Annotated in this window: 27 protein-coding genes and 2 pseudogenes; 18 read left to right on the top strand and 11 right to left on the bottom strand. The window is 61.8% G+C overall.

The window, feature by feature from the left end; translation table 11 throughout:
• Positions 1–50: 50 nt before the first annotated feature.
• Complete coding sequence (locus AC1D2N_RS27435; protein WP_130651999.1) at positions 51–791, bottom strand: phosphoadenylyl-sulfate reductase; 741 nt, start codon at positions 789–791, stop codon at positions 51–53.
• A 420-nt stretch (positions 792–1,211) separates the two neighbouring features.
• Between AC1D2N_RS27435 and AC1D2N_RS27430 the strand changes: the two genes are divergently transcribed.
• The 5 genes from AC1D2N_RS27430 (at position 1,212) to AC1D2N_RS27410 (ending at position 3,444) form a co-directional block, all read left to right on the top strand.
• The gene (locus tag AC1D2N_RS27430; RefSeq protein ID WP_018241150.1) at positions 1,212–1,658 is read left to right on the top strand and encodes an RrF2 family transcriptional regulator; all 447 of its coding nucleotides are present in this window, start codon (positions 1,212–1,214) and stop codon (positions 1,656–1,658) included.
• 248 nt (positions 1,659–1,906) lie between these two features.
• A complete protein-coding gene (locus AC1D2N_RS27425; RefSeq protein ID WP_050565096.1) occupies positions 1,907–2,254 on the top strand; it encodes a DUF6152 family protein in 348 nt (115 codons plus the stop codon).
• A 19-nt stretch (positions 2,255–2,273) separates the two neighbouring features.
• The gene (locus AC1D2N_RS27420; RefSeq protein WP_130652000.1) at positions 2,274–2,747 is read left to right on the top strand and encodes a DUF6644 family protein; all 474 of its coding nucleotides are present in this window, start codon (positions 2,274–2,276) and stop codon (positions 2,745–2,747) included.
• A gap of 119 nt (positions 2,748–2,866) precedes the next feature.
• Positions 2,867–3,148: a YlcI/YnfO family protein gene (locus AC1D2N_RS27415; RefSeq protein ID WP_003546405.1), complete on the top strand. Its 282-nt coding sequence runs from the start codon at positions 2,867–2,869 to the stop codon at positions 3,146–3,148.
• The gene (locus tag AC1D2N_RS27410; protein ID WP_130652001.1) at positions 3,145–3,444 is read left to right on the top strand and encodes a type II toxin-antitoxin system RelE/ParE family toxin; all 300 of its coding nucleotides are present in this window, start codon (positions 3,145–3,147) and stop codon (positions 3,442–3,444) included. Before AC1D2N_RS27415 ends, AC1D2N_RS27410 begins: the two co-directional genes overlap by 4 nt.
• Here the strand turns inward: AC1D2N_RS27410 and betA are convergent, their stop codons facing one another.
• From betA to betI, 3 genes are all read right to left on the bottom strand, one after another.
• On the bottom strand, positions 3,445–5,097 hold the full coding sequence (gene betA / locus AC1D2N_RS27405; RefSeq protein WP_130652002.1) for a choline dehydrogenase: 1,653 nt from the start codon (positions 5,095–5,097) through the stop codon (positions 3,445–3,447). It abuts the gene before it with no gap.
• Positions 5,098–5,179: 82 nt separating this feature from the next.
• Positions 5,180–6,643 carry a betaine-aldehyde dehydrogenase gene (gene betB, locus AC1D2N_RS27400; protein ID WP_130652003.1) on the bottom strand — a complete coding sequence of 488 codons (1,464 nt, stop codon included), beginning with the start codon at positions 6,641–6,643 and terminating at the stop codon, positions 5,180–5,182.
• Positions 6,640–7,266, bottom strand: a complete 627-nt coding sequence (gene betI, locus AC1D2N_RS27395) for a transcriptional regulator BetI (RefSeq protein ID WP_032981483.1) — start codon at positions 7,264–7,266, stop codon at positions 6,640–6,642. The genes betB and betI overlap by 4 nt, the downstream gene beginning before the upstream one ends.
• A gap of 152 nt (positions 7,267–7,418) precedes the next feature.
• On the opposite strand from betI, the gene AC1D2N_RS27390 reads away from it, so the two are divergent.
• The 5 genes from AC1D2N_RS27390 (at position 7,419) to AC1D2N_RS27370 (ending at position 12,515) form a co-directional block, all read left to right on the top strand.
• A complete protein-coding gene (locus AC1D2N_RS27390; protein ID WP_130652004.1) occupies positions 7,419–7,967 on the top strand; it encodes an HdeD family acid-resistance protein in 549 nt (182 codons plus the stop codon).
• 199 nt (positions 7,968–8,166) lie between these two features.
• The gene (locus tag AC1D2N_RS27385) at positions 8,167–8,406 is read left to right on the top strand and encodes a ribbon-helix-helix domain-containing protein (protein WP_018241158.1); all 240 of its coding nucleotides are present in this window, start codon (positions 8,167–8,169) and stop codon (positions 8,404–8,406) included.
• A gap of 157 nt (positions 8,407–8,563) precedes the next feature.
• On the top strand, positions 8,564–10,402 hold the full coding sequence (locus AC1D2N_RS27380; protein ID WP_130652005.1) for a bifunctional diguanylate cyclase/phosphodiesterase: 1,839 nt from the start codon (positions 8,564–8,566) through the stop codon (positions 10,400–10,402).
• Between the two features lie 175 nt (positions 10,403–10,577).
• The gene (locus AC1D2N_RS27375; protein ID WP_130652006.1) at positions 10,578–11,573 is read left to right on the top strand and encodes an NAD(P)H-quinone oxidoreductase; all 996 of its coding nucleotides are present in this window, start codon (positions 10,578–10,580) and stop codon (positions 11,571–11,573) included.
• Positions 11,574–11,735: 162 nt separating this feature from the next.
• The gene (locus tag AC1D2N_RS27370) at positions 11,736–12,515 is read left to right on the top strand and encodes a class I SAM-dependent methyltransferase (protein ID WP_018241160.1); all 780 of its coding nucleotides are present in this window, start codon (positions 11,736–11,738) and stop codon (positions 12,513–12,515) included.
• Positions 12,516–12,789: 274 nt separating this feature from the next.
• On the opposite strand, the pseudogene AC1D2N_RS27365 reads toward AC1D2N_RS27370, so the two are convergent.
• Positions 12,790–12,945 (bottom strand): annotated as a pseudogene (locus tag AC1D2N_RS27365) (MFS transporter); the annotation flags it as partial.
• Here AC1D2N_RS27365 and AC1D2N_RS27360 point away from each other — a divergent pair.
• Positions 12,930–13,223, top strand: a pseudogene (locus AC1D2N_RS27360) (helix-turn-helix transcriptional regulator); the annotation flags it as partial. The pseudogenes AC1D2N_RS27365 and AC1D2N_RS27360 sit on opposite strands and share 16 nt — an antisense overlap.
• Positions 13,224–13,251: 28 nt before the next feature.
• On the opposite strand, the gene AC1D2N_RS27355 reads toward AC1D2N_RS27360, so the two are convergent.
• On the bottom strand, positions 13,252–14,463 hold the full coding sequence (locus AC1D2N_RS27355) for an MFS transporter (protein WP_130652007.1): 1,212 nt from the start codon (positions 14,461–14,463) through the stop codon (positions 13,252–13,254).
• Between the two features lie 498 nt (positions 14,464–14,961).
• Between AC1D2N_RS27355 and AC1D2N_RS27350 the strand changes: the two genes are divergently transcribed.
• Together AC1D2N_RS27350 and AC1D2N_RS27345 are read left to right on the top strand one after the other, a co-directional pair.
• A complete protein-coding gene (locus AC1D2N_RS27350; RefSeq protein ID WP_130652008.1) occupies positions 14,962–15,987 on the top strand; it encodes an asparaginase in 1,026 nt (341 codons plus the stop codon).
• A gap of 110 nt (positions 15,988–16,097) precedes the next feature.
• Positions 16,098–16,838 (top strand): hypothetical protein, encoded by a 741-nt coding sequence (locus AC1D2N_RS27345; protein WP_018241166.1) that lies wholly within the window; start codon positions 16,098–16,100, stop codon positions 16,836–16,838.
• On the opposite strand, the gene AC1D2N_RS27340 is transcribed toward AC1D2N_RS27345, so the two are convergent.
• The gene (locus tag AC1D2N_RS27340) at positions 16,813–17,568 is read right to left on the bottom strand and encodes a DeoR/GlpR family DNA-binding transcription regulator (protein ID WP_130652009.1); all 756 of its coding nucleotides are present in this window, start codon (positions 17,566–17,568) and stop codon (positions 16,813–16,815) included. The two genes, AC1D2N_RS27345 and AC1D2N_RS27340, sit on opposite strands and share 26 nt — an antisense overlap.
• Before the next feature lie 140 nt (positions 17,569–17,708).
• On the opposite strand from AC1D2N_RS27340, the gene AC1D2N_RS27335 reads away from it, so the two are divergent.
• Positions 17,709–18,065, top strand: a complete 357-nt coding sequence (locus AC1D2N_RS27335; protein WP_018241168.1) for a hypothetical protein — start codon at positions 17,709–17,711, stop codon at positions 18,063–18,065.
• Positions 18,066–18,290: 225 nt separating this feature from the next.
• The gene (locus tag AC1D2N_RS27330; protein WP_028734131.1) at positions 18,291–18,911 is read left to right on the top strand and encodes a glutathione S-transferase family protein; all 621 of its coding nucleotides are present in this window, start codon (positions 18,291–18,293) and stop codon (positions 18,909–18,911) included.
• On the opposite strand, the gene AC1D2N_RS27325 is transcribed toward AC1D2N_RS27330, so the two are convergent.
• Entirely contained in the window at positions 18,896–19,261 is a 366-nt protein-coding gene (locus AC1D2N_RS27325) for an MmcQ/YjbR family DNA-binding protein (RefSeq protein ID WP_018241170.1), read from the bottom strand. The two genes, AC1D2N_RS27330 and AC1D2N_RS27325, sit on opposite strands and share 16 nt — an antisense overlap.
• A 38-nt stretch (positions 19,262–19,299) precedes the next feature.
• Complete coding sequence (locus AC1D2N_RS27320) at positions 19,300–19,494, bottom strand: hypothetical protein (protein ID WP_028734130.1); 195 nt, start codon at positions 19,492–19,494, stop codon at positions 19,300–19,302.
• A 174-nt stretch (positions 19,495–19,668) separates the two neighbouring features.
• Between AC1D2N_RS27320 and AC1D2N_RS27315 the strand changes: the two genes are divergently transcribed.
• Both AC1D2N_RS27315 and AC1D2N_RS27310 read left to right on the top strand, forming a co-directional pair.
• On the top strand, positions 19,669–20,565 hold the full coding sequence (locus AC1D2N_RS27315; RefSeq protein ID WP_028734129.1) for a LysR substrate-binding domain-containing protein: 897 nt from the start codon (positions 19,669–19,671) through the stop codon (positions 20,563–20,565).
• Positions 20,566–20,854: 289 nt separating this feature from the next.
• Positions 20,855–21,097, top strand: a complete 243-nt coding sequence (locus AC1D2N_RS27310) for a hypothetical protein (protein ID WP_028734128.1) — start codon at positions 20,855–20,857, stop codon at positions 21,095–21,097.
• A gap of 152 nt (positions 21,098–21,249) precedes the next feature.
• Here the strand turns inward: AC1D2N_RS27310 and AC1D2N_RS27305 are convergent, their stop codons facing one another.
• Positions 21,250–21,909, bottom strand: coding sequence for a glutathione S-transferase family protein (locus AC1D2N_RS27305; RefSeq protein ID WP_130652010.1), 660 nt, complete (start codon positions 21,907–21,909; stop codon positions 21,250–21,252).
• A 98-nt stretch (positions 21,910–22,007) separates the two neighbouring features.
• Positions 22,008–23,375, bottom strand: a complete 1,368-nt coding sequence (locus tag AC1D2N_RS27300) for a TIGR03808 family TAT-translocated repetitive protein (protein ID WP_130653515.1) — start codon at positions 23,373–23,375, stop codon at positions 22,008–22,010.
• Positions 23,376–23,629: 254 nt separating this feature from the next.
• On the opposite strand from AC1D2N_RS27300, the gene AC1D2N_RS27295 reads away from it, so the two are divergent.
• The gene (locus AC1D2N_RS27295; RefSeq protein ID WP_477982370.1) at positions 23,630–25,927 is read left to right on the top strand and encodes a sensor domain-containing protein; all 2,298 of its coding nucleotides are present in this window, start codon (positions 23,630–23,632) and stop codon (positions 25,925–25,927) included.
• The last annotated feature ends 227 nt before the right edge of the window (positions 25,928–26,154 follow it).

Here is a 26,154-nt window from a genome sequence, read left to right as displayed (position 1 = left end):
CCAAGGCTGCGGCGGTCGCCGCGCCCCGATTGGGAAAGCCGTGGGGTGATTTACTGTGCGGCGATCGCTGCGGCCTCTTCGGCGACGTGCAGGCCGCATTCGCGCGTTTCGTCCTGCTCCCACCACCAGCGGCCGGCGCGTTCCGGCTCACCGGGCTTGATCGCCCGGGTGCAGGGCTCGCAACCGATCGAAGGATAACCACGCTGATGCAGCGGATTGACCGGCACGCCATTTGCGGAAACGAAGGCCTTGATCGCCTCCAGGTCCCAGTCGGCGAGCGGATTGACCTTCAGCAGGTGCCGTTCGGCGTCATACTCGGCAAAGGGCGTTTCGGCGCGATTGGCCGATTGGCCGCGACGCAGGCCGGTGATCCAGATCGCAGCACCTTCGAGCGCCCGTGCAAGCGGCTTCAGCTTGCGCACGCCGCAACAGGCATGCCGGGCCTCGACGCTCTCGTAGAAACCGTTGAGGCCGTATTGTGCCGCATAGGCGTCGATATCGGCCTTCTCGGGCTCGTAACGATGAATGCGGATGTCGTACTGGCTTTCGGTCTCTTCGATCAGTGCCAGCGTTTCGGCAAACAGCCGGCCGGTCTGCAGCGTGGCGACATCGATCGGCAGGCGGTGCGTGCCGATCTCGGCGGTGATCACCTGGTCCTCGACGCCGAGTGACGTTGTGAACACCACGCGACCGCCGAGGCCTGAGACCAGCGACAGGCGTCCGGCAAGGTCGAGGCCTGCCAGTCTGTCATTCAGCGCCTTGGCTTCCGCAATCGGATTGATAGCAGTCATGAGAATCCTGTCCTTTGTTGACCGGAGTATCGCAGTTCACACAGGGATCGGACAGAAAAAGGGATTTCGAAAGCTGCGGCCGGAAGAGCAAATATCTCTCCGAAGCTGCCGCGATGCAGAAAAGCAGCCGCCTGCGGATGAAAATCCACATCGGCAGCTCGAATGTCTATAGAAATAGTAGAGTTACACGCAGCCTGTCAATCCGAAATCTGAAGTGATGCCGAAAATGGTGCAGAAGGCGCAGTTTTGGCATAGATTAAGAGAGCTTGGCCGAGAGCAAAAAACAAGGCCAAAACGCTTGTCTCTCAAGGCTTTCTCCGGCGCGTTCAAATTCCGTTCATGCTGGTTGTGCCATAGAGGTGAAAGTACTTCCGTAGCAGTGCGGAAATTCGCACTGCCTGTGTGTGTCGATGGTCAAAAATGATTACGCAAAAGGCGAAATATGCGCTGCGGGCGCTCACGGTCTTGGCTGATGCCGATGCCGACGAACCGGTGATGATTTCCGATATCGCGGCGCAGCAGAAGATCCCGAAGAAGTTCCTCGAACAGATCCTGCTCGACCTGAAACATCACGGCGTCGTCGCCAGCCGCCGCGGCAAGCAGGGCGGTTATCTCCTCCTCAAGCCCGCCCACACCATCACCTTCGGCGAGATCCTGCGCATCATCGACGGCCCGATCGCCCCGCTTCCATGCCTCTCGATCACCGCCTACCGCCGGTGCGACGATTGCGACGGCGAACAGAACTGCCAGATCCGCCACGTCTTCGCCAAGGTGGCGGACGCCACTCGCAAGGTGCTGTTCTCGACGACCATCGCCGATGCCGTCGCCCCAGCGCACAGCGCCGAAGTCACCCGTCTGCTGGCCTGAGCATCAGGGTGAACTGACGCCCGCATCTTTCTTCAAGATTTGGTGAAATCCCTTTTCTTCCGGTTCTCATGCTCCACCTGCCCGTCAATACGGGTAGGGAGGATATGATGTTTAGAATTTCAGCGCAGCGGCTAGAGCAATTCCAGCAAAAGTGCAGCGCGGTTTTGCGTCCGGAATTGCGTGAAAACAAAGAGATAGAGCATTTCCGTGGTGCGAAGAAAAACGGAAATACTCTAGTGGCTGCAGCCATGCTTTCTGTGGCTTTCGCCACCGGCGCAATGGCCCATCACGGCTGGTCCTGGGCAGAGGCGGATCAGATCGAGCTTCGCGGCACCATCGAGAAGATCTCCATGGGCGGGCCGCATCCGACCCTTAACGTCGCGACCGCCAATGACGGCGTCTGGCTCGTCGAGCTCGGTAATCCGCGCCAGACGGAACGCTCCGGCTTCGTCGAAGGTGTCGCCAAGCCCGGCGACCAGGTGGTGGCCCTTGGAAACCGTTCGCAGGATCCAAAGGAGAAGCGGATGAAGGCGGTGCGCCTCACCATCGGCGAGAAGCGCTACGATATCTATCCCGACCGCATCAAGACGAACTGACCTCTGGGCGAAGCGAGCTGTGATCGACATTCTCGAATGGCTGTCAGCCACCACGCCTGCGGCCGCGCTCCGGCGCTCCGGAACACTCTACATGTTCGTCAACGCAGCCCATATCCTGGCGATCGGTCTTCTCATCGGCGCCATCCTGCCGCTCGATCTCAAGCTCGCCGGCTTCTTCCGCAAGCTGCCTGTTGAAGTCGTTGCCCCGTTTCTCTCCCGCTCCGCCGGCGTCGGCCTTGCCGCGGCTATTCTAACCGGCTTCTGTCTCTTCAGCGTCCGGGCGGTCGAATACGCCGCCAATCCCGCCTTCCTCGCCAAGCTCGGGCTGATTGCCTTCGGATTACTCAACGTGCTGGTCGTGCACGCTGGGCAGGGTTGGCGAACGGTAACCACGGTCGGCATTCTTCGCCCTGCCATAAGAGTTTCGGCGGCTCTTTCGGCGGCGACATGGATCGCCGCACTTGTGGCGGGACGCTGGATCGGATTTCTCTGATGGGATCGCTCCCGATTTTCTCAACCGCGGCGCATATGAATTGCGTCAGGTGGAGGGGAGTTGAATATAACACGATGATCCATCATATTGCATTGCAATTGCAACGCATGAGGAACGTCATGAAAACGGCATCTCTCCCGTCCCTTCGCGTGGATCCTGAATTGCGCGCTGCCGCCGAAAGCGTTCTCAAAGAAGGCGAGAGCTTGTCGTCGCTGATAGAGGACTCTCTTCGCCGCCAGATCGATTACAGAAAGACCCAAGCGGAGTTCATCGCGCGGGGTCTGGCTGGCTTGGCGGACGCAGAGCGCACCGGTGTGTTTTACACAACGGACGACATTCAGGAGTTGATGCGCAAAAAGCTTGAAAAGGCGAAAGCTCGTAAAGCTGCACAGCAAAAATGACCTTCGAGCTAAAGTATACCCAGACCTTCTATGAAGATCTGGACCGGCTCGCCGATTTTCTGATCGAACGTGATCCGGATTTGGCGGAACGTGCCATCAACGCCATCCAAAAAGCTCTGATGATACTTCAGGATTTCCCGCTGATGGCCAGACGCGCCTCTGCGGATGATCCCTTGCTGCGCGAGCTCGTCGTACCATTCGGCTCAGCCGGACATGTCATTCTTTTCAAAGTGATGAGCGAAACGAGCGTCATTGTCATCGCCGTCCGTCACCAGCGCGAAGAAGACTACCACTGACTATCTGTCGCTGACCGCCGCGCGCGGGTTGACCCAGGGTTCCTGGTTCGAGCGCGCCAGCGGCTGTTTGCCGAGGATATGGTCGGCCGCCTTCTCTCCGGTCATGATCGAGGGTCCGTTCAGGTTGCCGTAGGTGACGTGCGGGAAGATCGAGCTGTCGGCGACACGCAGGCCATCGACGCCGATCACCCGCGTTTGCGGGTCGACCACCGCCATCGGATCGTCCTTGGCGCCCATCCGGCAGGTGCCGCAAGGGTGATAGGCGCTTTCCAGATGTTCGCGCAGGAAGGCGTCGATCTCTTCGTCGCTTTGCACGCCTTCGCCCGGCTGGATCTCCGGCCCGCGATAGTCGTTGAAGGCGCTCTGGCCGAAGATCTCGCGGGTGAGGCGCACACAGTGGCGGAACTTCTCCCAATCCTCGGCATGGCTCATATAGTTGAAGCGCAGCACCGGATCGGCCTTGGGGTCGGCCGAACGCAGCGTCACGCTGCCGCGCGACTTCGACAGGTTGTAGCCGACATGAACCTGGAAGCCGTGGCTCTTCGCCGCCGCCTTGCCGTCATAGCTGATCGCCACCGGCAGGAAATGGTATTGGATGTCGGGCTGCTTCAGCCCCGGCGCCGAGCGCAGGAAGGCGCAGGCCTCGAACTGGTTGGAGGCGCCGAGCCCGCCGCGCGAGAGCAGCCATTGTGCGCCGGCCACGCCCTGCCAGAACCACGGTAGCCAGGAATAGAGCGACACCGGCTTGGTGCTCACCTGCTGGAAGTAGAATTCCATATGGTCCTGCAGATTGGCGCCGACGCCCGGCCGGTCGGCCTTCACCTCGATGCCCATGTCGTTCAGATGTTCGCCGGGGCCGATGCCGGAGAGCATCAAGAGCTTCGGCGAGTTGAAGGAGGAGGCCGAGACGATCACTTCGCGGTTCGCCTTCACCACCTCCACTTTGCCGTTGCGTTCGATCTCGACGCCGGTCGCCCGCCCGTCCTCGATCACGATCTTGCGGGCGAAGCCATAGACGATCCCGACATTTTGCCGCTTCAGCGCCGGCTTCAGATAGGCATTGGCGGCAGACCAGCGGCGGCCGCCGAAGATGGTCTGTTCCATCAGCCCGAAGCCTTCCTGCTTGCTGCCGTTATAATCCTCCGTCGTCTCGAAGCCCGCCTGTTTGCCGGCCTCGACGAAGGCGCGAAACAGCGGATTGGTGAAGCCGCCACGCTGGACATGCAGCGGCCCATTGGTGCCGCGCCAGCCTTCTTCGCCGCCATGCGAATGCTCCATCCGCTTGTAATAGGGGAGCACGTCGGCATAGGCCCAGCCGCTGGCGCCGAGCTCCTCCCAGCGATTGAAGTCCTCGGCATGACCGCGCACATAGACCATGCCGTTGATCGACGAGGAGCCGCCGATCACCTTGCCGCGCGGCGCGGTGATGCGCCGGTTATTGAGGTTCGCCTCCGGCTCGGACAGATAACCCCAGTTATATCGCTTCATGCTCATCGGCCAGGCAAGCGCTGCCGGCATCTGGATGAACGGCCCGAAATCGCTGCCACCCGCCTCGATGACGAGGACACTGTTCTTGCCGTCTTCCGACAGACGGTAGGCGAGGGCGGAGCCGGCGGAGCCCGAGCCGATGATGACGAAATCTGCTTGTTGCATGACGTTCCCTTAGATTCTTTTGCAACGGTGCCAAAGACCCCGCCCCAAACCCCTCCCCAAAAGGGGGAGGGTCTTCACTTCCTCAATAAGGCGCCACCACCGGCCCCATGCCCACGTAAACCGTCTTCAGCTCGGAATAATGCTCCAGCGCGGCCAGCGAATTCTCGCGGCCGAAGCCGGATTGTTTCGAGCCACCGAAGGGGATTTCCACCGGGCAGAGATTGTAGGTGTTGATCCAGAGCGTGCCCGCCTCCAGCCGGTCGACGACGCGGTGGGCGCGGGTGAGGTCGGCGGTGAAGACGCCGCCGGAAAGGCCGAATTCGCTGGCATTGGCCCGCGCGATCACCTCGTCCTCATCGTCGAAATCGAGCACCGACATGACCGGCCCGAAGATCTCCTCGCGGGCGATGCTCATGTCGTCGGTGACATCGGCAAACACCGTCGGCTGCACATAATAACCCTCGCCGGAGACGTTGTTCGGAATGCCACCGCCAGCAATCAGTGTTGCGCCCTCGGCCTTGCCCTTCTCGATGTAGGAGATCACCTTGTCGCGCTGCGCCCAGGAAACCATCGGGCCCACCTGCGTCGCCTCGTCCATCGGATCGCCGATCAGCATCGCCTCGGTGCGGACCTTCAGCCGCTTCAGGAATTCGGCCTTAACAGCCTTCTGCACGAAGACGCGTGTGCCGTTCGAGCAGACTTGCCCGGTCGAATAGAAATTGCCGAGCATCGCGCCGCCGACCGCCGAATCGAGATCGGCGTCGTCGAAGACAACAAGCGGCGACTTGCCGCCGAGTTCCATCGTCACATGCTTGAGGTTGCCGGCGGCGGCCGCCGCCACCCTGCGGCCGGTCGGCACCGAGCCGGTCAGCGACACCTTGGCGACATCGGGATGGTTGACGAGCAGCGGCCCGGTGTCGCGGTCGCCCTGGATCACATTGAAGAGGCCCTTCGGCAGTCCTGCCTCATGCAGGATCTCGGCGATCTTCAGCGCCCCGAGCGGCGTGTTCTCGGACGGTTTGAACACCATGGCATTGCCGCAGACAAGCGCCGGCGCAGCTTTCCAGCAGGCGATCTGCTGCGGATAGTTCCAGGCGCCGATGCCGACGCAGACGCCGAGCGGCACCCGCTTGGTATAGGCAAAGTCCTGGCCGAGCGGGATCTGCGAACCGTTGAGACCGGCCGGCGCAATGCCGCCGAAGAATTCGAAGGCATCGGCACCCGAGGTCGGGTCAGCGACAACAGTCTCCTGGATCGGCTTGCCGGTGTCGAGCGTCTCGAGTTCGGAAAGCGCCCGGTTTCTCTCGCGCATGATGTCGGCTGCCCGCTTCAGGATGCGCCCGCGCGCCATCGGGCTCATCGCCGCCCATTCCGGCTGGGCGCGCTTGGCCGCCGCGATCGCCCGTTCAACGATCGCGGGCGTTGCGGCATGCAGCCGGGCGATCACCTCGCCGGTCGCGGGATAGAGGCTCTCGATGACGGTGCCGTCGGTATCCTCGACATATTCGCCGTCGATGAAGTGCGAGGCTTTCGGCTGGGCTTTCATGTCATTTGTCCTTGGGTGGTTCGATGTGGTCGTCCCTTCTCGCTCCGGGGAGAGGGGGAGGCGGTGGCCAAAAGCGCATTCAGATAATCTTCCGTCAGCGCGATCGAGGCTTCAATGCCGATCGGCGCGGATTTCAGACTTTGCCTGATATAAAGCCCGTCGATCATCGCCGCAGCGCCTTCGGCGATGCGTTCTGCGGCGTCAGCTGGCAACAGCGCCTTGAGGTCGGCCAGCAGATTGGAGCGCAGCCGCCGCGCATAGATCACCAGGAAGCGTCGCGTCTCTTCCGAGCGCTGCGCTTCGGCGTAAAAGGCAAGCCAGGCGGCAATCGTCTCCGGCGCGAACTGGTCGGCGTGGAAGCTGACGCGGATGATGGCGGAAAGCCGCGCCCGCGGCGTCCTGGCGGCCTTAAGTGCCGCCACCGTATCGCTGCGCAGTTGTCGGAGAAGCGAGCGGATCGTCTCGATCAGCAATTGTTCCTTGCTGCCGAAATAATGATGCGCCAGGGCTGGCGACACGCCGGCCTGCCGGGCGATATCGGACATGGTGACGGCAAGCGAGCCGTGATCGCCGATCACCCGCAGCGCTGCATCAACAAGCGCCTTGCGGCGCACCGGCTCCATTCCGACTTTCGGCAACAAACCACTCCTTGAAATCAGCGGCAGGTTATTTTTGATTGACTGATCAATCAATAAAAATCTTTCGCTATTTGACTGGGCGCGGATCTTTCCCTGTCAAATTGCTGCAACATATTCAGAATCTCAGGAGGTGCATCATGACCGATGTCTTCGAGGGAACGCCGACATCTTCGCTACAGTCGAAATGGATCTGGTTTGCCGGCCTCGGCGTGTTGTTGCTCGTCTGCGGTCTGATCGCGCTCGGCAATCTGATGCTCGCCACCGTCGTTTCGGTCTATTATGTCGGCATGCTGATGCTGTTCGGCGGGGTGATCTATCTCGTCCATGCCTTCCAGGTGCGCGGCTGGGATCATGTGCTGTTCTGGATACTGAGCGGCCTGCTCTATGTGCTTGCCGGCATCTGCGCTTTCGTCAATCCGATCCTGACCTCGGCGGCGTTGACGCTGTTTCTCTCGCTCGCACTGGTCATCGCCGGCGTCTTCCGCACCTGGGTCGGCATGCGCATGAAGCCCACCAAGGGCTGGCGTTGGATCGTCGCAAGTGGCGTCATCACCGCTCTTGCCGGTTTCGTCATCGCGCTCGGCTGGCCGGTGAACAGCCTGTGGATCCTCGGCCTGTTCCTCGCCGCCGATCTCATCGTCCAGGGCTCGACAATGATTGCCTTCGGCCTCGGCATCCGTGGCTGAAACTGATGCCGCTGACCGTTCTTTTTTGACAAGACTATGACGGGGGATTAGACTTAACGGGTTACAGACCGGTCCTAAGCCAAGTGAACGGTCTGAGTGCGAATGCACCAAGGCACCGGCGAGATCGCCGAGAATGCTGAAAATGGTCATGCGTCCCCCAGAGGCAGGGTTCTGCCTGATCAGAAAAGGGAGGAAGTTCATGCCGATGGTCACCGTTTCCATCTCTCCGCAACAGGCAGCGGGCATCCGCGCCGCCGTCGACAATGGCGGCTATGCCTCGAGCAGTGAGGTTGTTCGCGAGGCGCTCCGCCTCTGGGATACCGCCCGCAAGCTCAATGAGTTCCGGGACGATATTCTTGACGACGGCGCTCCATCCGGCGGCAGATGCGTCGCCGACATGTTCGCCGATCACGAGGCGGAGCGCCGTCGCTCCGCCTGAGCAAGCATTTGATTGCATTGGAAAAATTGAATGAACGCGGAACGCGCAGGATGCTCTTGCGCGTTTCATAAAACTTTCACACTGGCGAAAGAGTTCATTGACCCTTCTGCGGCATGTTCCGGACGAAAAGAACAAGTCACAGTGGAGATCAGCCACAATGAAGACCGGCCACGTGAAGACTGGGGTGTCCTTGGCTGCCACCGTCGCGCCGGATGTCCTGCGCCGCTACGCCAGCGATCAGATCGTCACCCTTGCCAAGCTCGTCGTCGAGAATGCCTTCCAGCCGATCGTCGAAGCCGGCACCGGCACGGTTTTCGGCTACGAATCCCTGATGCGCGGCCAGGAACGCATCGGCTATGATACGCCCCTCGAGATCCTCGACGAGGCTCACCAGGCCGGCCAGCTGCTGCAGCTCGAACAGATGGTCGCCAGCCGCGCGCTTGCCAAATTCGCGACGCTGTCGAATTTCTCCACCTCGACGCTGTTCCTCAATCTCGATGTCCGGCTGATCCCACATGGCGAACACCTGGTCGAGAGCCTGCTGCAGCATCTGCGCAAGGCGAATATTCCGCCGTCTTCCGTCTGCTTCGAATTCTCCGAGCGTTTCGACAATACCAGCGTGCCGGAATTTTCCGGCCTCGTTTCCAGGCTTCGCAAGGCCGGTTTCAAACTGGCGATCGACGATTTCGGCGTCGGTCATGGCGAGATGAAGCTGCTCTGCGATTATGCCGTCGATTATCTCAAGATCGACCGCCATTTCGTCGCCGAGATCGACCGCAGCCCGCGCAAGCGCCATCTCTTGAAGAGCATCGTCAACATCGCCCATGTGCTGGGCACGCGCGTCATCGCCGAAGGCATCGAGACCGAGGCCGAATTCATCACCTGCCGCGAATATGGCGTCGACCTCGTCCAGGGATGGTTTATCTCCCGTCCGACGACGCATATATCCGAGCTGGCGCCGTCCTTCCCGCATCTGCAGGAGCTCGGCAAGAGCAAGCGGGGCAGCCAGTCGCTCGACGAAATCCTCATCCGCAAGCAGATCGAGCTGCTGCCGACGGTCTATGAGAATGACAGCATCGACAGCGTCTTCGAACTCTTCCGGCGTAATCCGCGCCAGGCCTTCTTTCCTGTCCTGAACGCCAATGACGAGCCGCGCGGCATCATCCACGAGCATCACCTCAAGGAATATATCTACCAGCCCTTCGGCCGCGATCTCCTGAAGAACAAGATGTACGAGCGCAGCATCTCGCATTTCGTCGAGATGGCGCCGATCGTCGGCCTCGACAGCGACGCCGAGCAACTGATGGCCATCTTCGCCAATATGGAAGGCAGCAACTGCCTGATCCTGACCGACAATATGCGCTATGCCGGCGTCGTCTCCGCCGCGTCGCTGATCAAGGTCATCAACGAGAAACAGCTGAAGACCGCGCAGGACCAGAACCCGCTGACCGGCCTGCCGGGAAATCGCGCCATCCGCGATTTCATGCGCCAGTCCGGCCGCGACGGCGATGCGCTTCGCCACTTCTGCTATTGCGATTTCGACAATTTCAAGCCGTTCAACGATGCCTATGGCTTCCATCTCGGCGACCACGCGATCTCGCTGTTTGCCGCGCTGATGCGCCGCTATTTCTTCGCCGAACGCCATTTCCTCGGCCATGTCGGCGGCGATGATTTCTTCATCGGCGTCGTCGGCTGGACCAAGGAAGAGCTGACGGAAATCCTCGAGCGGCTGATCAGCGATTTTCATGACGACGTGCGGGATCTCTATTCCGACGAGGACCGCGCCGCCGGCCGCATCCTCGGTCACGACCGCACCGGCGCCGAAGCTTTGTTCCCGCTGATGCGCTGCTCGATCGGCGTCATCGAACTGCCGGAGGGCCTCGTCATCGACGATATCAACCGCGTCAGCGCCGAAATCGCCATCATCAAGTCGGCCGCCAAGGACAGCGAGGAAGGCCTGGTCTTCCATCTCCTGCAGCGCCGCGCGTCATTTTAGACGCGCAAAGGACGCTGTAGCACTTATGCAGTGGGCGAGGCGAATTGACGCCTCTGCCACATCAAGTCTTCCCAAGCCTGCGGGGCTGATTTACTTCCTGTGTTTTAGACAAAAAGCCAGAGCGGTTCCGCGCACTTCCACCAAAAGCTGAACTGCTCCAGGGAGGAGCCGGGTCATGCCATTGCCTCAGGAAATGCGTTTCGTCGATCTGCCGTCCTTTGGCGGGCCGGAGGTGATGACGATCGGCAAGCGACCGCTTCCCGTACCGCAAGACGGGCAGGTTCTGGTGCGCGCCGAGGCAATCGGCGTCAACCGCCCCGATATTGCCCAGCGCCAGGGCAGCTATCCCCCGCCCAAGGATGCGAGCCCGATCCTCGGTCTGGAGCTATCAGGCGAAATCGTTGCCGTCGGCCCCGGCGTCAGCGGCTATGGCGTCGGCGACAAGGTCTGCGGGCTCGCCAATGGTGGCGCCTATGCCGAATATTGCCTGCTGCCGGCAGGCCAGATCCTGCCGTTCCCTAATGGCTATGACGCGGTGAAGGCGGCAGCTTTGCCCGAGACCTTCTTCACCGTCTGGGCGAATCTCTTCCAGATGGCTGGGCTGACGGAAGGCGAAACCGTGCTGATCCATGGCGGCTCCAGCGGCATCGGCACGACGGCGATCCAGCTCGCCCGCGCCTTCGGCGCCGAGGTATACGCGACGGCGGGTTCGAAGGAGAAATGCGAGGCCTGTGAGAGGCTCGGCGCCAAACGCGCGATCAACTACAGGACCGAGGATTTCGCCGAGGTGATCAAGGCCGAGACCGGCCACGGCGTCGATATCATCCTCGACATGATCGGCGCCTCCTATTTCGAGCGCAACATCGGCTCGTTGGCCAAGGACGGCTGCCTGTCGATCATCGCCTTCCTCGGCGGCGCGATCGCCGAAAAGGTCAATCTCTCGCCGATCATGGTCAAGCGGCTGACGGTCACCGGCTCCACCATGCGGCCGCGCACGGCAGAAGAAAAACGCGCCATCCGCGACGACTTGCTCTCCGAGGTCTGGCCGCTGCTGGAAGCCGGCACCGTTGCGCCCGTCATCCACAAGGTCTTTGCCTTCGAAGAGGTTATCGAAGCCCACCGGCTGCTGGAAGACGGCAGCCATGTCGGCAAGGTCATGCTCACCGTCTGAGGTCAGCTTCGGACCAGCATTTGTGCGCAAGGTGAAGCTGATCCTGGCCGTTTGTGAGTCTCCCCGGGTCGTTGAACAGTCGTCTGATCGAAACCCGGCCCCGAAACTGCGCATCTTGATGTGGTGTTGCTTGCGCAATGTACGGTCCCTACGAGGAATGCAATGGCTCTATTCCACGCCTGCCCCATCTGCCGCAGCAGAATTCCGCATTTCATACCGCTTCCGCGCTACTACATCGACAAGGCGGTCGAGCACGGCTTTCCCTATCGCGTCGATGAATTCGAGACGATCAACCATCAGGCCTATAGCTGCCCCAATTGTCATTCGTCCGATCGCGACAGGCTCTACGCGCTGTTCCTGACGCCAGTGTTCCAGCGCCTCAACCAGGCGCATCCCTTCCGGTTCCTGGACATTGCGCCGGGACGGGCCTTGAGCTTCTGGCTCAAGAGCCACCCGCATATCTTCTACCGCAGCTGCGACATGTATATGCCCGAGGCAGACGACAAAGCTGATATCCACAACCTGCCCTACGCCGACGAGAGCTTCGACTTCGTGCTTTGCTCCCATGTGCTCGAACATGTCGAGGATCCGGTGCGTGCCACCGCCGAAATCCGGCGTGTTCTCAAGGAGCACAGCATCGCCATCCTGATGGCGCCGATCTGCCTGTCGATCGAGGACAACTATGAAAATCCCGAAGTGACGACGCCGGAAGGCCGCTGGGCGCATTTCGGCCAAGACGACCATGTGCGCCTCTTCTCAAGGTCCGGGTTCATCGATGTGATCCAGCGCGCCGGTTTGGCGGTGCAGCAAGTTCCGGTCACCGAATTCCTGACGCCCGAGGTCTGCGATACCTATGGCATCGGCCGCAGCTCCGTCCTCTATCTCGGCGTGAAGCAGCAGGCCGTCCAGCAGGAGCCGGAACCGGAGCGCAACGTCGCCTAATGCATGTCGCCCGGAAGTGTGCAGCGGTTCCGGGACAACGACATGCATAAAAACAAAGAGCTAAAGCGTGTTGCATGAAGCAAATTTGATGCGACGCGCTTTAGAGCATGATGTCGTCCGAAAAGTGTGAGTGGTTTTCGGACGACATCATGCTCTAACTCTTGAATTGAGAACAGGATTCGGACCTTAGGCCGATAGGGCCTAAATCATCCTGTTCTAAGAGCGCAGCAAGCATTCAGTTATGAAAAGGCGCCCCGAACCCGAGGCGCCCTTTTTAATTTCGGCTGTCTCTCAGCGTCATCGCCGCCACAATCGCGACGATGCCGGGCAGCGCCATCGCGACATAGAGCCAGTGGGCCGCCGAGATGCTGCCTGCAACGCCGCCCGGATCGACGAGGCCGGCGCCATTGGCCGCTGCAGCGCTATCGGCAGGAACTCAGCGAGGCGCATGACCTTGCCTCGCGCATCGAGGCCCTTGCCGGCATCCGCACCCGCGAGGGCTATATGGCCGATCACTGGCAGGAGGCGGACGGCTCCTTCATGCTGGTCGAAAACCACTGCCCGATCTGCGCCGCCGCAACCGTCTGCGCCGGCTTCTGCCGCTCCGAACTCGAAACCTTCCGCGCCGTCCTCGGCGCCGATATCGAGCGCAGCGAACACATCCTCGCCGGCGCCCGCCGCTGCGCCTACCACATCATGCCGCGTTGACCGATATCGCTCGCAACCGGCTGGCGCTTCACGCCGGCTGCCGCGCCTGCCGCCAGTTGCTTTCGAGATAGAGCAGCACTCCGATCGATGCGAGACCCGCGGCCGCGCCGACAAAGGCGGTGCCGGAATAATCGGTGATCGCGGTGCCGAAAGCGAAGAGGCCGGCGCTGATGCCGGTCCCAATGAACGTGTTCAGCGAGATCAGCGAGGTTCCAAGCCCCGGTCGGTCCGCGATCAGGTCCTGCAGATAGGTGATCGGCACGCTGAGGATCGCTGCCGCCCCGCAGGCATTGAGGAGGAGTAGTGCATAGATGTGCCAGGGCGCGGAAGCAAAACCAAGCAGCAGCAGATAGACGCAATAGATCAGCGCGCCGAAGGCGAGCACATGCACGGTGCGGAAGCGGCGCTGCGCAAAGCCCCACATCATCATGAACGGCATCTCGAGCAAGGCCGTCAAACCTGCCATGAAGCCGACATCGACGACGGTGCCGCCGGCCGCATGGGTGATGATCAGCGGCAAGAGCATGCTGTTCAGCCGCTGCAGCCCGAACAGCATCGCCATGACGATAACGCGCGACAGCACATGCGGCACAAGAATCCGTTTCAGCGAAGCAAAGAACCCGGCGTGATCGGGGGCAGGGCCGGCGGCGCCATTTCGGGGTGCGAAGAAGAAATACAGGCAGAAGCAGGTGCAGCTTGCCAATGCCGCGATCCCATAGGCCGGCGTCATCGACGGCGAACTGACGAGATAGAGGCCGATCAACCCCGGCGCCAGCGCCCATGAGCCGGAAAAGAGCGCCCGCACGGTTGCGGTGATCGCCGCCCCCTGGCCACGGTCCATCTGATTGGTCCTGGCGCGCAGGCTGGCGAACAGCAGCGAATAGGTGGAATTGCTCATCGGTACCAGCAGCAGCGTGGAGAAGATGAAGACCATGGGGCTATGAAAGATCGCGATCGACCCGAAGCCGAGCATGCCGGCGACGCAAAGCCCCAGCACCAGCGGCCGGCGCTCTTTCAGCCTGTCCGACCAGATGCCGAGCGTCAGGCTTGTCGTGACGTTGACGATTGCCGAGAAGAACACCAGCGCCGAATAGGCGCCATTGCTCAAGCCGAGTTCGTTGATCCCGATGATCGACTGGTAGGGCGCGGTCGAAGCATAGGTGAAGGCGAGCGCGACGAGTGTCACGGTCGGAATACGGATCCTGTTGTCGCGAAGGATCAAGGAAAAGGTGGATGGCATGGGGGCGGTTCCTGATGCACCACTCTTAGCTGCATCGGACCTATCAGAGAAACGATAGTTTTAGATCGTCTCCATCAATTTTTGTGATGAATGTTTGGACGATGTGATCGCGTCCAAGCCTGCAAGGGGGCTGAATGCCTATTTCAGAATTTCGCGACCAGATGTCTCGAGGCGTCCAAACTCGAGGCTTGGGAGGGGCGCACTTCGGCTCCGATTCCCTCTAACGTTGCTGTACTGGCCACAAAGCTCACCCCACTCTCCGTCATCCTCGGCCTTGAGCTGAGGATCCATGCCCGCTACCAGTCGAGGCCAGCGTAGATCCTCGGGTCAAGCCCGAGGATGACGGAGGGTAGGGTGACGTCCTGCCATACATAGAGCCGGCACTATCAGCAGGCACCCGCCTAGCCACCTAAACCTGGCAAAACGTCAACCCCGTTGGCTTTCGCCGCGTGACGCGTTATGGACTGCGCAACCCCGCCAGCATCCGGATGAGAGCTCATGACCAATCCCGTCACCGTCGAAGTCACCCGCGGCCTGCTCGTCGAAAGTCGCCATCGCGGCGCGGTGGCTGTCGTTGATGGCGACGGCAAGCTTGTCTTCTCGTTGGGCGATATCGAGGCGGCCATCTTCCCGCGCTCGTCCTGCAAGGCGATGCAGGCGCTGCCGCTCATCGAGAGTGGTGCGGCCGATGCCTACGGCTTCGGCGACAAGGAATTGGCGCTGGCCTGCGCCTCGCATAGTGGCGAGGACGAGCATGTGGCGCTGGCCGCTTCCATGCTGTCGCGCGCCGGTCGCGACGCCGAGGCGCTGGAATGCGGCGCCCACTGGTCGTTCCATCAGAAGACCCTGATCCATCAGGCCCGCACGCTCGAGGCGCCGACCGCGCTACACAACAATTGCTCGGGAAAACATGCCGGCTTCATCTGCGCCTGCTGTCATCAGGACCTCGATCCGAAGGGCTATGTCGGCTATCAGCACCCGCTGCAGGTCGAGATCCGCGCGGCGATGGAAAGCCTGACCGGCGCCGTGCTTGGCGCCGAGAGCTGCGGCACCGACGGCTGCTCGATTCCGACCTATGCCGTGCCGCTCAAGAGCCTTGCTCACGGTTTTGCGAAAATGGCGACCGGCAACGGCTTGGAACCGCTGCGCGCCAAGGCCTCCCGCCGCCTGATCGAGGCCTGCATGGCCGAGCCCTTCTATGTCGCGGGCTCCGGCCGCGCCTGCACGGAACTGATGCAGATCGCCCCCGGCCGCATCTTCTGCAAAACAGGCGCCGAAGGCGTTTTCTGCGCCGCCATCCCGGAAAAGGGCATTGCCATCGCGCTGAAATGCGAGGATGGCACGACCCGCGCCGCCGAAGCCATGGTGGCGGCGACCCTCGCCCGCTTCTTCGAGACGGAGAGCGAGGTGCATGCGGCCCTGATCGCCCATACCACGAAGCCAATGCGCAATTGGAACGGCATCCATGTCGGCGATGTCAGGGTTACTTCCGCCTTGGCGGATGAGTCGAGCTTGCTTACATAAGTTATTAGAAAAATAAGAATTGCCTAATATAAAAGGGGTACGTCCTGCGATCGCGGATGCACCCTTTCGCGGCGACGTGAGCACAGTCCTGGAAGCCGTGAGGGCAGGGCATGTTTGCAGGCCGCTATCTCTGGTGGATGCTGATGGGCATCGGCATCTTCATGTTCGCTACGTTGAGCCTCGATTATATCACCTGGCTCACGATCCAGCTGTCCGGCTGCGGCGAGATGGCCGGGACCTGCGAGCCGGCCCTGCGGCTGATATCGGGCGTGCTCAAACCCGCCTGCATCTGGACCGCGATCGGCGTGCTCTTCATGGCGACGCTGCTCCGTCTTCACGCTCTCTCGCTCATCTGGTTCTGGGGGCCGATCGTCGCCATCTGGTTCGTCGCTTCCACGCCGATCCTGCTCTTCCTGGCGGCGGATGCGGCGGCGCTGACGCAATCCGCTACCCTGGCCGCACTGCCCGTCGCCTTCCTGTTTCTGGCGGCTTTCGCAGCCTATCTCATGTTTGCCCTCGAGGATGGCGACATGCTGCCGCTTGCAGCCTCGGTGCCGTTGCGCCTTACACTCCGCCTGACGGCGGTTTACGGCGCGCTTGCTGGCGCAGCCTTCATGCCGGAACTCTCGCGGATCGCCGGGACCCTGCTCGACATGCCGGCACTTTCCATCGTCATCGCGTTGGCGCAGCCATATCTGCAGACGGTGCTCACCATTGGAACCGGCAGCATGGCGCCGGCCTATGCCGTGTTGGCGGCCTTCATCGCGGCCCTTGCCGCAAGTCTCTTGCCGCATGCTGCAGCACCGCAGCCCTCCCGCAGCACCATCATGCTGCGGCGATTGCGCCGTTGAGATCGCGATAGGGTTTCAGCCGTTCGGCGGTCACCTCCATGGGCACGATCAGCCCCGCCACCTCGGAAATGCCAAGCACCGGGCAGGGCGAGACGAGGTCGAACTTCTCCTCAGTCAGCAGCACATGCGTTTCGGCCGAGCAGCGGGCAATGTGCCGCTTGATCGCCGCTTCCTCGAAATCGCCGGTGGAAAGCCCGTGCACCGGATGCGCCGCCGTCACCCCGAGGAAGAAGAGGTCGGGGCGAAGCTGCGAGATCGCCGCTGCCGCCGCTGCGCCCGTCGCCACCATCGAATGTTTGTAGAGCCGTCCGCCGGTCAGGATCACCTCGGCTGTCGGGTGGTGCTCCAACTCGGCGGCGATCGTCGGGCTGTGGGTCGCAACCGTCAGCGGCATGTCGCGCGGCAAATGCCGGGCGATCTCCGCCGTGGTCGTGCCGCCATCGAGGAAGATCATCTGGTCGGGCTTGACCATCGCCGCCGCCGCTGCTCCCAGCCGTGCCTTGATCTGTGACGACACGCTGCGCCGGGCGGTGAAGTCAGGCAGGTCAGGCGCCAGCGGCATCGCCCCGCCATGCACCCGTTTCAGCAGCCCCTCCGCCGCCATTTCCCTGAGGTCGCGCCGGATCGTGTCTTCCGAAAGGGCGAAATCCTCGGCGACGCGCTTGGCGATCACCTGGCCGTCACGGCGCAGGATGTCGAGAATGAGGGTCTTGCGTTGCGTTGTCAGCATCGTCTCTCTGCACGAAATTAAACATAATAGCCCGATATTGCACGAAACGACTCGACATTCAAGAAATATCGTGCATTTTCACGAAATCCCGTGCATGATGCCGGGAGTGCTCACGCAGATGCGGAGCGAAGGAGTGGATCATGTTGATTTTGATTGCCGGGCCCTATCGGTCCGGAACGGGCGACGACCCGGAAAAGATGGCCGCCAACCTGAAGCGGCTGGAAGAACCCTCACACGCGCTGTTTGAAGCCGGCCACGTGCCGATGATCGGCGAATGGGTGGCACTGCCGATCTGGCACGCCGCCGGCGGCCGGTCGGTCGGCGATGCGCTCTACGAAGAGATCTTCCACCCGGTCGCCGGTCGGCTGCTGCAGCTCTGCGAAGGCGTGCTGCGCCTGCCGGGCGATTCCAAGGGAGCTGACAACGACGTGCGCATTGCCAGGGAACGCGGCATCCCGGTCTGGAACCGGCTGGAAGACGTGCCGGGCTGCGGCTGAGCGGATTGCTGCGCCCGCGCTTTGCCCTTCCTTACACTCAGCGCATTCGCAGCTTTGCCGCTCACCCCCTCAACCGACCCGTCGGATGAGGGGGCCACACGGCACACCGATCATGTCCTCACACTCGCACCCACCTTGTCCCGATGGACGATCAAAACCCAATCTCCCCAGTTCCGGCCCACCGACCGCTGCGCTATAACCCTTGCCGAAAGGGAGTCGAGAACCATGCTGACACTGTATTACGCGCCGGGAACCTGCGCGCTCGCAAGCCTTATTGCCCTGGAAGAATCCGGCCTGGCCTTCGAAACGAAGAAGATCAGCCTCCGCGATGGCGAGCAGCGTTCGCCGGACTATCTGAAGATCAACCCGAAGGGCCGGGTGCCGGCACTGGTCACCGATTATGGCGTGCTGACGGAAACGCCGGCGATCCTGGCCTATATCGCCCAGAGCGCGCCGGCCGCCAAGCTGGCGCCGCTTGACGATGCCTTCGAATTTGCCAGGCTCCAGTCCTTTAACAGCTATATCTGCTCGACCGTGCATGTGAACCATGCCCATCGCCCGCGCGGCTCGCGCTGGGCCGACGAGCCGGCGGCAATCGAGGCAATGAAGGCCAAGGTGCCCGAGAACATGGCCGATTGTTTCACGCTGATCGAGCAGACGATGTTCGAAGGCCCATGGGTGATGGGTGAGGCCTATTCGCTCGCCGATCCCTATCTCTTCGTCATGACCGATTGGCTGCCATCGGACGGCGTCGATCCCGCCCGGTTCGAAAAGGCGAGCGACCACCACGCCCGCATGCTGCTGCGCCCCGCCGTCCAGCGGGCGCTGGCCTACGATCGGGCCTGACCGTTAAAACCTGCGGCAAGCTTCTTCGGCGCCCGGAACAGCCAGGCGCCGATCAGTCGCAACCGCAGTTCTTCGTCGCCGATCACGGCGGCGCGCACCGGCAGATGCGGCCAGCCGACATAATGATCGGTTTGAAAATAGACGTCAGGCGCCATTTCCAGCAGGTGATCCTTGTCGTCGAGCGAAATCGAGATCACGATCGTCTCGGCATTCTTCACCGCGACAAAACTCTTGCCGCCGACCTTCAGCGCCGGATTGCCATAGGAGGTGCTCTCCTCGACATCAGGCAGGCCGGCTTCCGCCGCCAGCCGCTTCAGGCGTTCGAAGATCGCATCGACGTCGTCGGCCATTGCTCCGCCCTTTCGGTTAGGGCGAACCTACCATATCTTCACGCGCATTTCGCCAGCGGCGGCTTGGTCTCTTTGGGAAAGCCGGCCGGCATCCCGAGCGGCAGATCGGCGATTTCGCGCATTGACATGCGCTCGACCTCGGGATGTCGCAGGGGATCATCCTTCCAGGCTGGGGCAATTTCCGCGCTTGCCACCTGCCGAACAGGGGTGAAGAAAAACTTCAACAAAGACATGGCATGCCTCGCTTTCTCAGTAGCGCAGAAGGATGATCAATGGCGGCTGGCGCCTGCTGAACCATCCCATCCGCTCGCGTCCTGCGTTTGAATGGATTGCCTGTGCTTGCAATGTCGGCCTCAGCAGGTAGATTTTCAATTGAGATTAATGCGGCGGCGCTATAGAAAAACTATATGAAGAACTTGAACATGGTCCATCTCAACGGCCTGCGCGCGTTGGAGGCCGTCGGTCGTCTCGGCTCGCTCCAGGCGGCGGCCGACGAACTCGGCGTCTCGGTTGGCGCCGTCAGCCAGCAGGTCATCAAGGCAGAAGCCCAGCTTGGTCAGGTGATCTTCGAGCGCACCGCCAGGGGCATGATCGCCACCGAAGCCGGCCAGCCGGTGCTTCTGGCGCTCGACGAGGGGTTCGCCCGTCTTTCGGCGGCGGTGTCGATCGCCAGCCGCAAGGACGATACGATCCTGACCATCTCGGTGGCGCCGGTTTTCGCCGCCCGCTGGCTGGTCTGCCGGCTGGATCGCTTCGCCGAGCGCCATCCCGACATCAAGCTGCGGCTGGATGCAACCACCAATCTCGTCAATCCGGCCCTCTGCGACGTCGATATCGGTATCCGCGTCGGCACCGGCAAATGGCCGGACGTGAAGGCAGAGCTGCTGTTGGAGCAGGAGGTCTTTCCCGTCTGTTCGCCCGAGATGGCGGCAAAATTGAAAGAGCCTGCCGATATTCTCGAGCTGCCTGCCATCATCGATGGCCATGCCATGTTCACCTGGGAGGTCTGGATGCGCGAGGTCGGACTATCCGGTGCTACGCTTTCGACCCGTCACATCTTCAACGACGCCTCGCTCTGCCTCGATGCGGCGATTGCAGGGCAGGGCGTCATGCTGGCCTGGCAGACCCTTGCCGCCTTTGCGCTCGCCGAAGGCCGGCTCGCCGCCCCCTTCGGCATTCGCGCGCCGACCGGCTTCGGTCATTATTTCGTCACGGCCGAAGGCACGCGCGAGCCGAAGAAGGTGAAGGATTTCAAGGCCTGGATCCGTGAGGAAATGGCCGGCACGCTGGCGCTCTTTCGGTAATCCTCAGGCCGAGGCCGTGAGTTCATGAGGTGATTTTCCCCCGACCAGGATGGACTTCAATCTCGCGGAGCGCCAGAACTCCGGGCCGTTCGCTGCCATCGAACCGGACGACTTCATCATTGCCGGCAACTGGTGACAGGCGGGCAAGCAATGGACTATCCTTAATCAGGGCGAGTGTGGCCTCCGGAATTGGAGAAGATCGGCTTCGATAACCAAATCTTGTTCTAATTCAACGGATTGAACCACATCCACCAGCCTCAATGAATGTTTCAGATTGGGAGAAACGCTCATGGCGCATGTGAACAAAGTGCTGCGCTCGATCAACGATCAGGGCGCGGACCGCTGCGTCGATATATTTCGGCGGCCGGATGGAACCGTCGGCTTCGAGGAATTCCGTCGAGACGTCGAGGACGCGCGCGGCTGGTTTCCGATCGGTGGTCACTCCGATCGTGTCTTTGCCGGTGAAGCCGAAGCGCTGGCGGCTGCCTTGATCGATGTGGCTTGGCTGAGACCCGCGATCGGCAACGCTTGAAGCAGCGCGGACGTTGTCAGAAGCCGGACGACACCACCTCGATATTCATACGCAGCGTCGAGGATGCTCTAAAATTCGTTCGATCATAGACGACATCCACTTTAAGGCCTCGTGGCCCCGTATCCAATGGACGCAATTCGGTGCGCCGCGCTTTAGATCGGCTCCTTGCTGCGTGTTGCTTGCATCGCCTTATAGGCCGGGCGCGACTGGCAGCGCTCGATCCAGGCTTTGATATTCGGATGCGCCTGGAAAAGCGCCTCTTCGCTCTGGGCGTAGCGCAGCACCTCGGCGATGTTGAGATCGGCAACGGTGAAACGGTCGCCGACGATCCATTGCCGGCCGGCGAGGTGGCCTTCGAGAACCGCCAGCGGCCTGCGCAGCGAGCGGCAGGAAACCGCGATCGTCTGTTGGCCACCTTCGCTGTTTTCAAGCCCGTTATCATAGGTGAGTACGATCTTCACCGTGTGCGGTTCGACCTCCGCAGCCGCCCAGATCGTCCACATCGTCAGCAATCCGTCTTCTTCGACGGTTTGGCCGGAAAGCGGTCCGCCATGTTTACGGGCGAGGTAAAGATTGATCGCCAGTGACTCGTGCATGACGAGGTCGCCGTCCCGAATGCTGGGGATCTGCGCCATCGGGTTGACGGCAATGAATTCAGGCGAATGCGTGTTGAGCGGCGCATCCTGAGCTAGCGGATCTGCGAGCCGCCTTGCCTGCAGCACCGGCACCGAGCGGAATTCGAGCCCGAGTTCCTCCGCCATCCAGTAGACGCGTGAGGCGCGCGATCGATAGACTCCGTAGATTGTCAGCATGTCCATATCCCCTCGATGTGTCCGAGAGACCGTAAATGCCGGATCGGCGTGGGAAAAGTCCTTGTGGCTGATGGGATGATGAAAGCTTTTGATGGCCTTCAGGAGATACGGTTTCGCTCCACGGTCAGCTGCGCATAGGGCGAGCCGCCGCCTGCCATCTCGCCGGACACCTTCTTCTCCCACTGGAAGCCTAAAACCGCGCCTTCGGTGATCTCCTGGAAGATGTTGTCGGTGATGACCGCGGTCCCGGCGCCGTCGGCGACCGAGACGGCGCAACCGACCGGGGCCTTGCGCACCACATTGCCTGTCACAACGACGTTGCGCAGATAGGGACCCCAGCCGATCTGCAGCCCCCAGCGCGGCGCGCCCTCGATCACATTGCCTGAAATCAGCGTGTCGGCCTCTGCCGCGATGCCGATGCCGAAACCGACCTCATGCTGGTATGGGCCGCGCAGCGTCAGGTTGCGCACGACGTTGCCGGTGACGCTCGCCAGCCTGCCGCCTTCGTCGAAATTGGCGATCGAGATGCCGTTTGCCGCCCCGTCGATCATGTTGGCGGAAACGACGGCGCCTTCGAAGGCGAATTCGACATATATCGCCGTCTCGCCGGAGCGCCGGCACTGGTTGCTGCTGATCTGGATATCCGAGGCCGAATTGGCGCGGATCGCCGTAAAGGCGCAGTCGGAGATGTGGTTGTTCACCACCATCACCCCGTCGGCGCGGAAAATATTGATGCCGTTGCCGTTTTGGCCGGTGCCGCCGTCATTGGCGCGGATGTTGGAGATGCGGTTGCCGGATACAACCGTGCCGTCCTCCGCCTTCTTCCAGCGATGCACCAGGATGCCGCCATTGCCGCAATCCGAGACCGTATTGCCGGTGACCGAAAGGTTGGTGGAATCCACCGCGTAAAGTCCGGATTGGGCAGCCCCCGAAATGTGGCTGCGCTCGATCCTGCCGCCGCAGCGCTCCAGCTGCAGGCCATGTTTGCGGCTGCCGCCGATCTCGCAATTGTCGATCAGCACCTCGTCGACGCCGGTAAATTGCAACAGCCCGCCGGCATCGTCGCCAAGCCTGCGGTTGCCGCCGTCGATGACGAGATTGGAAAGCTCGATCCGCCGCACGTTCTCGGCCGAAAACAGATGGCCCTCGCCGGTATAGATGATCCGCGAGGCGCCGGGCACGCCTGATATGCGGGTATTGTCGGGCAAGGTGAGGTTGGAGACCCGGTAGGTGCCGGGCGGCAGGAACACCGGCACGTTCTCGCGCGCCGCCTGTTTGATCATCTGCTCAAGGTTGCGGGTCTTGCGGTCGCCATTTTCGGGAATGGCGCGATATTCCACCGCGTCGATTGCCCCACGCAGGTCGGGCTGAGCGGCCGCCGTCAGCGGCGAGGCGACGGCGCGTGATGTCCCTCCCGCAACGGCCGAGGCCGCGAGGAATAGAAGCATGTCGCGGCGTGAGGGCATCCGGGGATCACTTGTCATAACGCGCCCGTAGCAGGAAACGTGCCAGGCGGGCATGTATTCTTTTGGCACAAGCTTGGCGAAGGCGGACGAAATTGCCGTCGTGGCGAGCGCGACGGCAGGATATCGCCGCTTATATTGTCGTCTTGTTCACCCTTTCATTTAAGCAAGCCGAAGGAAATGAGGACTACTTTTAAGGGAAATTCTATGATGACGGGTGTGGGATACGGCCTTCGGCCGGCGGGGAGAATGGCGGCATGCACGAACCGAGTGCCAGGCGATGGGAATCAGCCGATGCCCTGACGGCCGAAACGCGGCGCATCGTCGCCGCGACGGAGGCAATGATGGCATCGACCGCCCACCACTTTTCCGAGGGTATCGAGAACCTCCGCCTCAAGGAAATCGTCCACGAGCTTCCGGATTTTCTCTACGTCAAGGATCGTGACAGCCGCTTCGTCTTTGCCAATGCCGTCACCGCCAGCAGCCTTGGCCTGGAGAGCGCTGCGCTGATGACCGGCAAGCGCGATTTTGACCTGTTCGATTTCGAGACGGCGCTCCACCATTTCGATATCGAGCAGCAGATCATGACGACGGGCGAAGCCCGCATCGACATGGAGGAATCCTACGTCCTTCCCGGCAGTAGAAGACCGATATGCCGGCTGACCTCGAAGATCCCGCTGCGCAACGATCGCGGCGAAATCGTCGGCCTGATCGGTGTTTCCCGTGATATCACCGAACGCAAGCGCCAGGAGGATCTGCATCGCGGCCAGGCGAGCCTGCTCGAAATGATTGCCCGCAACGAGCCGTTGCCGATGATCCTCGAGGCGCTTGTGCTGATGATCGAGGCGCAACTGACCGGGATCGACGGATCGGTGCTGCTGCTCGACAGCGAGGGCACCAGGCTCTATCACGGCGCCTCTCCCAATCTGCCCGGCGGCTACAGCCGCCTCATCGATGGTGTCACGATCGGTCCGAAGGTCGGGTCCTGCGGCACCGCCGCGTGGCGCGGTCAGACCGTGATCGTCGAGGACGTGATGAGCGATCCGCTCTGGGAGGATTTTCGCGCGTTGATTGCCCCGTTCGGGTTCCGCTCCTGCTGGTCGACGCCGATCGCCACATCGCAGAACAATGTGCTCGGCACGTTCGCGCTCTATTCCAGGGAAGTCCGCCGTCCCACCGAGCACGAGATGACGCTGGTGGCGCTCGCCACCCATATCGCCGGCATCGCCATCGAGCGCAAGCGTGTCGACGACCGCATTCATTTCATGGCCCATCATGACGATCTCACGGGCCTGCCGAACCGCGCCTTCCTGAAGGAGCGGCTGGCGAGTATCCTCGACCAAGCCCGGCGCAACAACCGCAAGGTGACCGTCGCCTATATCGATCTCGACAACTTCAAGGACATCAATGATGGCCGCGGCCACGCCGCCGGCGACGAGGTGCTGAAGGAGATTGCCGCCCGCATGGCCAATAGCGTCAGGGCGTCAGATATGGTGGTGCGTCTCGGCGGCGACGAATTCCTCGTGGTGCTCGTCCACCAGTCGAGCCACGATGCCGGCATCACGCGCCGTCTTCGCGAGCTGCAGAAGGCGATCAACCGGCCGATCCGCGGCGCGGACGGCGAGATCACCGTCACCTCGAGCATCGGTGTCGCTGCCTTCCCCTTCGATGGCGCAACCTCGGAAGAGCTTCTCGCCAATGCCGACCGCGCCATGTACCGCGCCAAGGAACTCGGCCGCAACACATTGCAACATCACGAGGGCGGCAGCACGCCCCTCGGAATGCCGCTCGGCGAGCACGAGGAACTGCACCTGGCGATCGCCGGCGACCAGCTGTTCCTGCAATATCAGCCGCAGGTCGATGTCGCCACCGGCCGCATCACCGGGCTCGAGGCGCTGGTTCGCTGGAACCATCCGGCCAAGGGCAGGCTGCCGCCGGTCAATTTCATTCCGCTCGCCGAAGAGACCGGCCTGATCGTCTCCCTCGGTCTCTGGGTGCTGAACGAGGCCTGCCGCCAGGCGCGCAACTGGCAGGATATGGGCCTGCCGCCGCTGACGATCGCCGTCAACGTCTCCGCCAAGCAGTTTGCCGACCCGGATTTCGCAACCCATGTCACCGAAGCGCTCGAGCGCCACCGCCTGCAGTCGCGCTGGCTGGAGCTGGAGGTCACCGAAAGCGTGGTGATGCACGATGCCGAACGCGCGCTCGCCATGATGGAATCGCTGCGGGCGCTGGGTGTTCGCCTGTCGATCGACGACTTCGGCTCCGGCTATTCCAGCCTCGCTGCACTGAAGACCTTCCCCTTCGACCGCCTGAAGATGGACCGTTCGCTGGTCGAGGCCCTGCCGGGCGACAAGACCGCCGTCGCCATCGCCTCGGCCGTCATCTCGCTGGCGCAGACGCTGAAGCTTTCGGTTCTCGCCGAGGGTGTCGAAACCGACGCCCAGATGGATTTCCTGCGCCAGGCGCGTTGCGAGGAGGCGCAAGGCTACCGCTTCTCGAAACCCGTCTCCCCGGAGGAGATCCCGGCATTGCTGCGGGCGCGGAGCCTCTAGAGCCTTTCCGGGTTAGATTGAAGCATTCTGCCGGAGCAGGTTTTCGTCAGGGCAAAGGCGATTGGCGACGGGCATACCCCAAGGTACGTCCGAGCCGATCGCCTTTGATCCTGGCGGAAAGATGCCCGGCCCTTCGGGTTGGCTGAAACGGGCCGGCTGATCGACCGGCCGGCTTGGCCGTAGAGCCGGGCTACGACGCGCGCCGGCCGGTCGACCATCCGACTCCG

Source organism: Rhizobium sp. P1_B8, from assembly GCF_056406515.1.
This window is presented reverse-complemented; position numbering and strand designations above follow the sequence as displayed.

Coding starts and splice junctions, on each gene's coding strand:
- AC1D2N_RS27435 (WP_130651999.1), bottom strand. CDS start 791: ATGACTGCTATCAATCCGATTGCGGAAGCCAAGGCGCTGAATGACAGA.
- AC1D2N_RS27430 (WP_018241150.1), top strand. CDS start 1,212: ATGATTACGCAAAAGGCGAAATATGCGCTGCGGGCGCTCACGGTCTTG.
- AC1D2N_RS27425 (WP_050565096.1), top strand. CDS start 1,907: ATGCTTTCTGTGGCTTTCGCCACCGGCGCAATGGCCCATCACGGCTGG.
- AC1D2N_RS27415 (WP_003546405.1), top strand. CDS start 2,867: ATGAAAACGGCATCTCTCCCGTCCCTTCGCGTGGATCCTGAATTGCGC.
- AC1D2N_RS27410 (WP_130652001.1), top strand. CDS start 3,145: ATGACCTTCGAGCTAAAGTATACCCAGACCTTCTATGAAGATCTGGAC.
- betA (WP_130652002.1), bottom strand. CDS start 5,097: ATGCAACAAGCAGATTTCGTCATCATCGGCTCGGGCTCCGCCGGCTCC.
- betB (WP_130652003.1), bottom strand. CDS start 6,643: ATGAAAGCCCAGCCGAAAGCCTCGCACTTCATCGACGGCGAATATGTC.
- betI (WP_032981483.1), bottom strand. CDS start 7,266: ATGGAGCCGGTGCGCCGCAAGGCGCTTGTTGATGCAGCGCTGCGGGTG.
- AC1D2N_RS27390 (WP_130652004.1), top strand. CDS start 7,419: ATGACCGATGTCTTCGAGGGAACGCCGACATCTTCGCTACAGTCGAAA.
- AC1D2N_RS27385 (WP_018241158.1), top strand. CDS start 8,167: ATGCCGATGGTCACCGTTTCCATCTCTCCGCAACAGGCAGCGGGCATC.
- AC1D2N_RS27380 (WP_130652005.1), top strand. CDS start 8,564: ATGAAGACCGGCCACGTGAAGACTGGGGTGTCCTTGGCTGCCACCGTC.
- AC1D2N_RS27375 (WP_130652006.1), top strand. CDS start 10,578: ATGCCATTGCCTCAGGAAATGCGTTTCGTCGATCTGCCGTCCTTTGGC.
- AC1D2N_RS27370 (WP_018241160.1), top strand. CDS start 11,736: ATGGCTCTATTCCACGCCTGCCCCATCTGCCGCAGCAGAATTCCGCAT.
- AC1D2N_RS27355 (WP_130652007.1), bottom strand. CDS start 14,463: ATGCCATCCACCTTTTCCTTGATCCTTCGCGACAACAGGATCCGTATT.
- AC1D2N_RS27350 (WP_130652008.1), top strand. CDS start 14,962: ATGACCAATCCCGTCACCGTCGAAGTCACCCGCGGCCTGCTCGTCGAA.
- AC1D2N_RS27345 (WP_018241166.1), top strand. CDS start 16,098: ATGTTTGCAGGCCGCTATCTCTGGTGGATGCTGATGGGCATCGGCATC.
- AC1D2N_RS27340 (WP_130652009.1), bottom strand. CDS start 17,568: ATGCTGACAACGCAACGCAAGACCCTCATTCTCGACATCCTGCGCCGT.
- AC1D2N_RS27335 (WP_018241168.1), top strand. CDS start 17,709: ATGTTGATTTTGATTGCCGGGCCCTATCGGTCCGGAACGGGCGACGAC.
- AC1D2N_RS27330 (WP_028734131.1), top strand. CDS start 18,291: ATGCTGACACTGTATTACGCGCCGGGAACCTGCGCGCTCGCAAGCCTT.
- AC1D2N_RS27325 (WP_018241170.1), bottom strand. CDS start 19,261: ATGGCCGACGACGTCGATGCGATCTTCGAACGCCTGAAGCGGCTGGCG.
- AC1D2N_RS27320 (WP_028734130.1), bottom strand. CDS start 19,494: ATGTCTTTGTTGAAGTTTTTCTTCACCCCTGTTCGGCAGGTGGCAAGC.
- AC1D2N_RS27315 (WP_028734129.1), top strand. CDS start 19,669: ATGAAGAACTTGAACATGGTCCATCTCAACGGCCTGCGCGCGTTGGAG.
- AC1D2N_RS27310 (WP_028734128.1), top strand. CDS start 20,855: ATGGCGCATGTGAACAAAGTGCTGCGCTCGATCAACGATCAGGGCGCG.
- AC1D2N_RS27305 (WP_130652010.1), bottom strand. CDS start 21,909: ATGCTGACAATCTACGGAGTCTATCGATCGCGCGCCTCACGCGTCTAC.
- AC1D2N_RS27300 (WP_130653515.1), bottom strand. CDS start 23,375: ATGCCCTCACGCCGCGACATGCTTCTATTCCTCGCGGCCTCGGCCGTT.
- AC1D2N_RS27295 (WP_477982370.1), top strand. CDS start 23,630: ATGCACGAACCGAGTGCCAGGCGATGGGAATCAGCCGATGCCCTGACG.